The following is a 9,178-nucleotide window of genomic DNA, read 5'->3' as shown; positions in this document are numbered from 1 at the left end:
ATATTTTAAATCTATTTATTTTTAGAGAACTCGGTCAAGTGATTTTTGAAATGGCAACGGAGGTTCCAGGGCTTTTGGTTGATGAAAGTAGAGAGGAACTCGGAAAACAGTTACAGTTACCACAAAAATACGAACAACATCGCCAAGAGATTGAAGAGGTCTTGCCTAGAATACATTAAGACGAGTGAGTTGTCATGAAAAGAAAGTAGTAAAGAAGGTCTAAATAAAGCGACTTAGAATGAACGTTTCTTAATAGCGTCATTCTAAGCCGTTTTATATTTTAAATGTTTTTCGCATAGCCTCCACTTAACGGAATGATGTTAAAGAATTTTCTTAGGCTTGTTTGCTTATCTATTTTGAAGGGTTGCAGCAAATCTAGCAACCTTGCTTTTAGCGTATTTATAATTGATATTATGCCGTTTTAAGTATTCGTCAAAATCTTTTTGACCTTTTTCGGCATCCTCAACTTCTAATTCTAATTCGTAATCAATGCGGTCCGAGTAATGATTTTTATCCAGAGCTAACAGACCGATAGGCAGACGCGTTTCACGTCTAATGGTCGTCAAGTGTCCTAAAACGGTAAGGTTTTCGAGAGGGATTTTTTGATCTGTCAATAATTCTCTAATATGGCAATCAGGAAAGCAACCGGTGTCCATGATTTCTCTTGCCTCTTTTTTGGTTAAGGAAACATTGTACTCCATAGTACCAACTGTCTCAGGAATTTTCAAGGTTAACTCAGCTAACTTATCAAAGGTACGGATACGAAGGGATAACTTCTTGGATCGCATATCGCCTTCTGGTGTGTCAAAATAATAATTGGTTTGAGTGATAGGATTGACGTTCATTAGTAGGTTTTGCAGATGATTGAACTCTGCTTTATTCAGCATGGTCTTGTATTCAATTTCGAGATTAGTCATAGGCGATTTGCTTTCCTTTTTTGGACTGAATATTATGTTATAATAATAATTAGATTTATTTTATACAAAAGTCCTCTTTTTTACAAGAATGCACCGTAAAACAAGTAAGGAAAATAGACAGGAGTCTTCAATGACAATGGATTGGGAAGAATTTCTAGACCCTTATATTCAAGCCGTTGGCGAATTAAAAATTAAACTGAGGGGAATCCGTAAGCAATATCGTAAACAACAAAAGTATTCTCCTATTGAATTTGTGACTGGACGAGTAAAATCAGTCGAGAGTATTCAAGAAAAGATGGCTTTAAGAGGTGTTCGTTTTGAGAATATTGCTCAGGATATTCAAGACATCGCTGGTCTCAGGGTGATGGTTCAGTTTGTTGATGATGTGGATGAGGTCTTAAGACTTTTAAGACAACGGCATGATTTAAAAGTTATCCAAGAGAGAGATTACATTAGACATATGAAGTCAAGTGGCTATCGTTCGTATCATGTAGTAGTTGAATATCCCGTTGATACGATTGATGGACAAAAGACGATTTTAGCAGAGATTCAAATTAGAACATTGGCCATGAATTTTTGGGCAACGATAGAGCATTCCTTGAACTATAAATACCAAGGAGATTTTCCAGATGATATCAAGCAACGCTTGGAGATAACTGCAAAGATTGCCCTTGAATTGGATGAGGAGATGCGAAAGATTAAAGAAGATATTCAAGAAGCACAATTGCTTTTTGATCCAGCCAATAGAAGTTTAAGTGATGGTGTAGGAAATAGTGATGACACAGATGAATATTACAGATAAGCCAATAAGAATTGCCATTATTGCTAATGGTAAATATCAAAGTAGACGAATTGCTTCAAAGATTTTCAATGTTCTTCGTGATGATCCAGATTTTTATTTGAGTAAAAAAAATCCTGATGTTGTGATTACAATCGGTGGCGATGGTATGCTTTTATCGGCTTTTCACATGTATGAGAAGGAACTGGACACTGTTCGTTTTGTTGGTATTCATACAGGGCACTTAGGATTTTATACGGATTATCGTGATTTTGAAGTTGATAAGCTTATTGACACATTACGCCAAGATCAAGGAGCTAGTATTTCTTATCCTATTCTTAAGGTTAAGGTTACTTTGGACGATGGTAGGGTCTATCGCTCGCGCGCGCTTAATGAGGCAACAGTTAAGCGTATCGAAAAAACCATGGTGGCAGATGTCATGATTAATAAAGTAAAATTTGAACGTTTCCGTGGTGATGGCATCTTAGTATCAACACCGACAGGAAGTACAGCTTATAATAAATCTTTAGGCGGTGCTGTCCTTCATCCCACTATTGAAGCTCTTCAAATGACAGAAATCTCAAGTATCAATAATCGTGTTTTCCGGACCTTGGGTTCCTCGTTGATTATTCCTAAGGATGATCGTATTGTCTTGGTTCCTAAACGCTTGGGGACCTATACGGTTTCGATTGATAATAAGACTTACCATCATAAAAACATTGCTAAAGTAGAATTTTACATTTCTAACCATAAGATTCATTTTGTATCAACGCCTAGTCACACAAGTTTTTGGGCAAGGGTCAAGGATGCCTTTATTGGAGATTTGGATTCATGAGATTTGAATTTGTTGCTCGTAGACCGGGCAAGGTCAAGTCTCTTCTGAAAGAACATGATATTTCTAAAGGTCTCTTAGCTAAAATTAAGTTTAAAGGTGGTCATATTTGGGTTAATGAGAGAGAACAAAATGCTATTCATATCGTTGATGTCGGAGATGTGATTGCTGTCGATATTCCCGATGAATTACCTTATGAAAAACTAGAACCTATTGATATACCTTTGGCGGTTGTAGCTGAGGACGATCATTTTCTAGTCTTAAATAAGCCTTCAGGTGTGGCTAGTATCCCAAGTGTCAATCATTCTAACACCATGGCGAATTTTGTTAAAGGCTATTTCATAAAACAGAAGTATCCTAACTTACAAGTTCATATTGTCACGCGTTTAGATCGTGATACTAGCGGTCTTATGTTATTTGCTAAGCACGGCTATGCGCATGCCCGTTTAGATAAGCAGTTGCAGAAAAAAGCCATTGAAAAACGTTATTTTGCTCTTGTTTCGGGACAAGGTAGCTTAGACAAGCAAGGAGAGATTATTGCGCCTATTGCGCGTGATGAGGATTCTATTATCACTCGTCGGGTGCATCATTCTGGAAAATATGCGCATACGACTTATGAAGTAGTTGCTTCATACGGTGATGTTCATCTGGTGGATATACGACTGCACACAGGAAGGACACACCAGATTCGTGTCCATTTCGCTCATATTGGTTTTCCCTTACTTGGAGACGATTTATACGGAGGACGCATGGATTTGGGAATTGAACGACAGGCCTTACACTGTCATACCTTGTCTTTCATCGATCCTTTCATTGAAGAAAGAGTGACTTACGAGCTTGGCTTGACAAATGATTTCGAAAACGTTATCATATCATTAGAAAATGATAATAGATAGAGGTATTTTTTAACAATGGAAGGTATTCGTTCACTGTTTGGTAGTTTACGGGAAAAAGTTGCTGGGAAACATGTTAAAATCGTTTTTCCAGAAGGAAAGGATGAACGTGTTGTTCGTGCAGCAGCTCGTTTGAAATTTGAAGGTTTGGTTGACCCAATCATCCTAGGGAAGCCAGAAGAAGTTAAAGCTCTACTTGCAAAATTAGGTTTCGAAGATCCAAAATCTGAAATTATTGATCCGGAAACTTACGAGGATTTTGAAGCAATGAAAGAAGAGTTTGTTAATATCCGTAAAGGAAAAGCAACTCTAGAAGATGCTGATAAAATGCTTCGTGATGTAAACTATTTTGGTGTCATGCTGGTCCAAATGGGACTTGCTGATGGTATGGTATCTGGTGCCATTCACTCTACAGCGGATACTGTTCGCCCAGCGCTTCAAATCATCAAAACAAAACCGGGTATTTCTCGGACGTCAGGTGTCTTCTTGATGAACCGTGAAAATACCAATGAACGCTATATCATGGCTGACTGTGCTATTAATATTGAACCAAGTGCTCAAGAGTTAGCGGAAATTGCAGTTAATACTGCACAGACGGCAGCTATCTTTGATATTGATCCTAAAGTAGCAATGTTGAGCTTCTCAACAAAAGGTTCTGGTAAATCACCACAAGTCGATAAAGTAACTGAAGCAACAAAGTTGGCTAAAGAAATGGCTCCAGAGCTTGCTTTGGATGGTGAGTTGCAGTTTGATGCTGCTTTTGTTCCCGAAACAGCAGCAATCAAAGCACCGAACAGCGATGTTGCTGGTCAAGCCAACACCTTTGTCTTCCCAGATCTCCAATCAGGTAACATTGGTTACAAGATTGCGCAACGTTTAGGTATGTTTGATGCTATTGGACCTATTCTTCAAGGACTTAACAAACCAGTTAATGATCTGTCTCGTGGTTCAAGTGCTGATGATATCTATAAACTTGGTATCATTACAGCTGCACAAGCCTTAGAAGAAAAATAATACTAAAAGCTGAGTTGATACTCGGCTTTTGTCGTACAGAAAAGGAGAAAATAGAATGGTAAAAACGGCATTAGTAACTGGAGCAACTGCTGGATTCGGAACGTCGATTGCAAGAGAATTAGTTGACAAGGGGTATCAAGTGATTGGAACAGGTCGACGGCTGGAACGTCTAGATGATTTGAAAAAAGAGCTAGGAGATCGTTTCTTCCCCCTTCAAATGAATTTGTTATCAAAAGAGGCTACTACAGAAGCACTCAATAGTATTCCAGAGCCATTTAAGACTATTGATATCTTAATCAATAATGCTGGTCTAGCGCTGGGACTTGAAAAAGCTAATGAAGCCAATTTTGAGGATTGGGAAACAATGATTATGACTAATGTTATGGGGCTAACCTATTTGACTCGCCAAATATTACCTGAAATGGTTAGACGTCAATCCGGTTACGTGGTTAATATTGGTTCAATTGCAGGAAATTATCCTTATCCAGGTGGGAATGTCTATGGAGCAACGAAAGCTTTTGTCAAACAATTTTCCCTTAATCTTAGAGCTGATTTAGCTGGAACTCATGTTAGAGTGACAAACATTGAGCCTGGTCTTGCTGGTGGAACAGAGTTCTCAAATGTTCGTTTTAAAGGAGATGATGAAAAGGCAAGTAAACTCTATGAAAAAGCTAATAGCCTTCAGCCAGAAGATATTGCTAGAACAGTTCTCTGGTTGGTTGAGCAGCCAGAGAACATGAATGTCAATCGTATTGAAATCATGCCAACCTCTCAAAGCTTTGGAGCTTTACCTGTTTTTAAGGACGAGTGAGTGAGGGGAGAGCAGAGAGACGTAAGAAGGGCTCTTTAGAAGTAATTAAAATAGATTGAGATAAAAATTTTCAGATAAAAAGGATAAAAATAGGGAGTGCGAAAGAACTCCCTATTTTTATCTGAAAAGGGTTTGATTTCCGTCACTCTTTTATTTCTATGTTCGGGCTGAAACGGTCTATCCCCAGACTGTTTCACTCCCACCCCCGCATAGCTCAGAAGATCTAGGAGATCTTTTGAGGTTGCAGATAGATAAAGCACAGCTATTACCTACTGTTCTAGGTCTGGTTTCGAGCGTAAAACGCGAAAGAAACCGCCATTCAACCACTACGCTAAGATGTTAAAACGAACCCTATATTGATAGGTTGGACTTTTTGCCCAGCCTCTATTTTATGTTATCGTTATCTATTTTTGTGATTTGGTGATAGACTAAATACCATTTTTCATGACGTCGCCAAAGGCTCATGTGTTGCTTGTTTTCCAAAGTATAGGTCAGTAACTTTGTTTTTTGACTAATGTTTTTGACTTGAAAATTAGTGAAATTAGCGGGATAAAAGATTTGTTCTTCGATGACTTTTTTCTTGTTAAAGATTTGCCCATCAGATTCAACCATAAAGAAATCTTCCGAAATATATTGCTCAAAGTCTGGAATTTTTGACAATATAACCATTTCATTTTTGTATAGTTTTTTGATAACATTGACGAAAATTTCATCTTCAGGAATAGCAGCAGGTTCAACATGGATATCAATATCATAAACTGAAAAACGTTCACTCAGTATTTCTTCAACTTGCTCTGTAATATCATGGCTTTCATAAACAGAGAGGTCAGGATTCATTTCTAGAATAATATCAAGGTAAATATTACTGCCATAAGTTCGACCACGCTGGGATTTAACAGCGGTAATTTTAGGGATTTCTAGGATGGCTGCTTCATATTTTTTGAGTTGTGCTTGGTCAAAACCATCTGAGAGACTAAAGGTTGCTTCCATGAAAATATCGTAAGCTGTTTTCAAGATAAAGAATGTGATGACGATAGCCACCAAATTGTCAATGATGGGAAAATGTAGCGACGTTGCTATGATAGCGACAGAGGTCCCTAAAGAGGTAAGGGCATCAGAGAGGTTATCTTTTGAGGCTGCAACAAGAGCGCTAGATTTTACTTTTTTAGATAAGGATTTATTGTAGCTATAAACACCGAACATAACAAGGGCAGAAACGAGCCCTACAATAGCCCCCAGAGGATCAATAGGCGTTTCTTTACCCGATATTATTTTTTGAATGGTCTGGATTAATACCTGAAAACCAACCAAAAACATGATAAATGATGTGATGAGACTAGAGAGATCTTCAATCTTCCAGTGCCCAAAACGATGGTCTTCATCAGCTGGTTGACTGGCTAAATGAAGACCAATCAAGAGAGCAACGTTGCCAACAATATCAGATAGGTTATTAAAACCATCGGCTATTAAGGATGATGAGTCCAACCAGTAACCAGAAATGAGTTTTCCGATAGTTAGAAGAATATAAGCAGAGATGCTAAGGATTGGTCCACGTTTGGCCAATCGTAGATTTTCAGAAGGATATGACATGGGGTTCCTCTATTTTTGATACTTTTTGAGTGGCTGAATAATACTTTATTGATTAAGCTTTGTGATAAATTAGCTTTGTTTTTTCAATATTAACTTTACTATTATAGCACAAGAGTGGAATTGGAAAGCACATGATAAACTAAAAAAGTTCCTTTTAACCTCTATGTATAAAGAGGTTAAAAGGAACTCTATTCGCGAAAACTTAGTATTGCACCTAGCCTTAACGTTTTACTTTTGTTTAGCGAAGTATTTCTTTGTTTCACTAACGATAATTGGTGATAAACCAAGTAGTGCGATTAAGTTAGGAAAGACCATAAGACCGTTAACAATATCTGCTAAAACCCAAATGGTATCAAGACTGATATAGCCTCCGATGGCAATCATGATAACATATAAGATACGGTAAATAATGATTGATTTGCTACCAAAGAGGAATTCAAAACAACGTTCCCCATAATAAGACCAACCAAGGATTGTCGTAAAAGCAAATAGAACAAGGCTGACCGTTAATGCTATTTGACCGAAACTACCAAAGACTTGTCCAAAGGCAAATTGTGTTAAGATAGCACCGTTTAAGTCTGTTGTCCAGCCATCAGTAACAATAATGGAGAGACCGGTAAGGGTACAAATAATGATGGTATCGATAAAGGTACCTGTCATTGAAATCAATCCTTGCTCAACAGGTTCATTAGTGCGGGCAGCAGCAGCAGCAATTGGCGCAGAACCAAGACCAGATTCATTAGAAAAGACTCCACGGGCTACACCAGATTGAATAGCTAGCATGAATCCTGCGCCTGCAAAGCCACCTAAAGCAGCTTGTCCTGTGAAAGCTGATTTGAAAATAAGAAGGATACTTGGAATAAAGTTATCAGCGTGGAAAATGATCACCATGATAGCAGCTAAGATATAAATACCTGCCATAAATGGAACCAATTTTTCAGAAACCTTTGAAATAGATTGAATACCACCAAAAATAATAAGAGCGACCAGTACAGCTAGAATTGGACTAACAAATTGTGGTGAAATGCCAGTAGTGTTTTTAAGCGAATCTGTAATAGAATTAACTTGAGTAAAGGTACCAGAACCTAAAAGGGCGACCATTGATCCAAAAATTGAGAAGATGACTGCTAGCCACTTCCATTTTTGTCCCAAACCATTAGTAATGTAGTACATGGGACCACCGGCTTTTTCACCGTTTTCATCAGTAACACGATACTTGATAGCCAAGAGACCTTCGGCATATTTGGTTGCCATTCCAAAGAAAGCAGCTACCCACATCCAGAAGAGAGCACCGGGCCCTCCAAGTTTAATAGCAGTAGCTACACCTACAATATTACCAGTACCGACTGTTGCTGCGAGGGCAGTTGCTAAGGCAGCAAAACTAGAAATATCTCCGTCACCATTGGCATCGTCTGAAAAAATGAGTTTGAGAGCAGTAGGGATTTTAAAGATTTGAATAAGTCCAAGACGACTAGATAGGAAGATACCAGTCCCAACTAAAAGAATAAGTAAAGGAGGTCCCCAGACATAGCCATCAATGGACGATAGTAATTCGTACATGTTGGTATTTTCTTTCTATAAATAATAATGACAGCAGTGTTATAAATTGCCGCTGTCTATTATATAGCGACATGAAATGTTTTGTCAAATAGAGAAAATAGAATAACTACTGAGTAGTGTCAGTTAGTTATTGTTAAAATAACGATTTGTTTCCTTAATAATAACTGGAGAAAGGGACAATAGAGCAATCAAATTGGGAATTGCGGTAAGACCATTAACGATGTCTGATAAAATCCAGATTAAGTCAAGGCTGAGAAATCCACCTAGGCTGACTAAAATAACAAAAATCAAACGATAAAGCGCAAGATACTTCACCCCAAATAAAAATTCAAAGCAACGCTCACCATAATACGACCAACCAAGGATTGTTGTGAAGGCAAATAGTGTGAGTGAAATGGTTAAAGCCAGAATGCCCCATTCTCCGAAGATTTCAGCGAAGGCAGCTTGGGTAAGTGGCGCACCATCAAGGGATGTTGTCCATTGACCAGTTACTAAAATGGCTAAACCAGTGAGGGTACAGATAATGATAGTATCGATAAAGGTACCAGTCATAGAAATTAAACCTTGTTCAACAGGTTCTTCGGTTTTTGCAGCGGCAGCAGCGATAGGTGCAGAACCAAGACCTGATTCATTGGAGAAAACGCCACGTGCAATCCCTTTTTAGATAGCTTCTTTAACAACAGCTCCAGTAAAGCCACCAACTGCAGCTGTTGTTAAAAAAGCTGAAGTGAAAACTAGTGAAATAGTTGGGATGATTTGTCGATAGTGAAAGATTATAACTAA

8 protein-coding genes and 1 pseudogene are annotated in these 9,178 nt (G+C 38.2%); 5 read left to right on the top strand and 4 right to left on the bottom strand.

Annotated elements, in window-relative coordinates:
• Positions 1-347: 347 nt before the first annotated feature.
• Positions 348-917 (bottom strand): CYTH domain-containing protein, encoded by a 570-nt coding sequence (locus ACMZ6U_RS07575; protein WP_416107608.1) that lies wholly within the window; start codon positions 915-917, stop codon positions 348-350.
• 130 nt (positions 918-1,047) lie between these two features.
• Here ACMZ6U_RS07575 and ACMZ6U_RS07570 point away from each other — a divergent pair, with 130 nt between their 5' ends.
• Genes ACMZ6U_RS07570 through ACMZ6U_RS07550 form a run of 5 tightly spaced genes read left to right on the top strand, consistent with a single transcriptional unit; the run spans position 1,048 to position 5,245 of the window.
• Positions 1,048-1,719, top strand: coding sequence for a GTP pyrophosphokinase (locus ACMZ6U_RS07570; RefSeq protein WP_416107606.1), 672 nt, complete (start codon positions 1,048-1,050; stop codon positions 1,717-1,719).
• Positions 1,694-2,530, top strand: coding sequence for an NAD kinase (locus tag ACMZ6U_RS07565; protein ID WP_416107604.1), 837 nt, complete (start codon positions 1,694-1,696; stop codon positions 2,528-2,530). The genes ACMZ6U_RS07570 and ACMZ6U_RS07565 overlap by 26 nt, the downstream gene beginning before the upstream one ends.
• A complete protein-coding gene (locus ACMZ6U_RS07560) occupies positions 2,527-3,423 on the top strand; it encodes an RluA family pseudouridine synthase (protein WP_416107602.1) in 897 nt (298 codons plus the stop codon). The genes ACMZ6U_RS07565 and ACMZ6U_RS07560 overlap by 4 nt, the downstream gene beginning before the upstream one ends.
• Before the next feature lie 15 nt (positions 3,424-3,438).
• The gene (pta, locus tag ACMZ6U_RS07555; RefSeq protein WP_416107600.1) at positions 3,439-4,434 is read left to right on the top strand and encodes a phosphate acetyltransferase; all 996 of its coding nucleotides are present in this window, start codon (positions 3,439-3,441) and stop codon (positions 4,432-4,434) included.
• Between the two features lie 55 nt (positions 4,435-4,489).
• Entirely contained in the window at positions 4,490-5,245 is a 756-nt protein-coding gene (locus ACMZ6U_RS07550; protein WP_416107598.1) for an SDR family oxidoreductase, read from the top strand.
• 384 nt (positions 5,246-5,629) lie between these two features.
• On the opposite strand, the gene ACMZ6U_RS07545 is transcribed toward ACMZ6U_RS07550, so the two are convergent.
• The 3 genes and pseudogenes from ACMZ6U_RS07545 to ACMZ6U_RS07535 form a co-directional block, all read right to left on the bottom strand.
• Positions 5,630-6,835 (bottom strand): cation diffusion facilitator family transporter, encoded by a 1,206-nt coding sequence (locus ACMZ6U_RS07545; RefSeq protein WP_416107596.1) that lies wholly within the window; start codon positions 6,833-6,835, stop codon positions 5,630-5,632.
• Between the two features lie 228 nt (positions 6,836-7,063).
• Positions 7,064-8,395, bottom strand: a complete 1,332-nt coding sequence (locus tag ACMZ6U_RS07540; protein ID WP_416107594.1) for an alanine/glycine:cation symporter family protein — start codon at positions 8,393-8,395, stop codon at positions 7,064-7,066.
• A 123-nt stretch (positions 8,396-8,518) separates the two neighbouring features.
• Positions 8,519-9,178: pseudogene (locus ACMZ6U_RS07535) on the bottom strand (alanine/glycine:cation symporter family protein); the annotation flags it as partial.

It is taken from the genome of Streptococcus pluranimalium (assembly GCF_047785745.1).
Taxonomy (GTDB): domain Bacteria; phylum Bacillota; class Bacilli; order Lactobacillales; family Streptococcaceae; genus Streptococcus; species Streptococcus pluranimalium_B.
The sequence above is the reverse complement of the archived record's forward strand: the minus strand, read 5'-3'. Positions and strand labels throughout refer to the sequence as shown.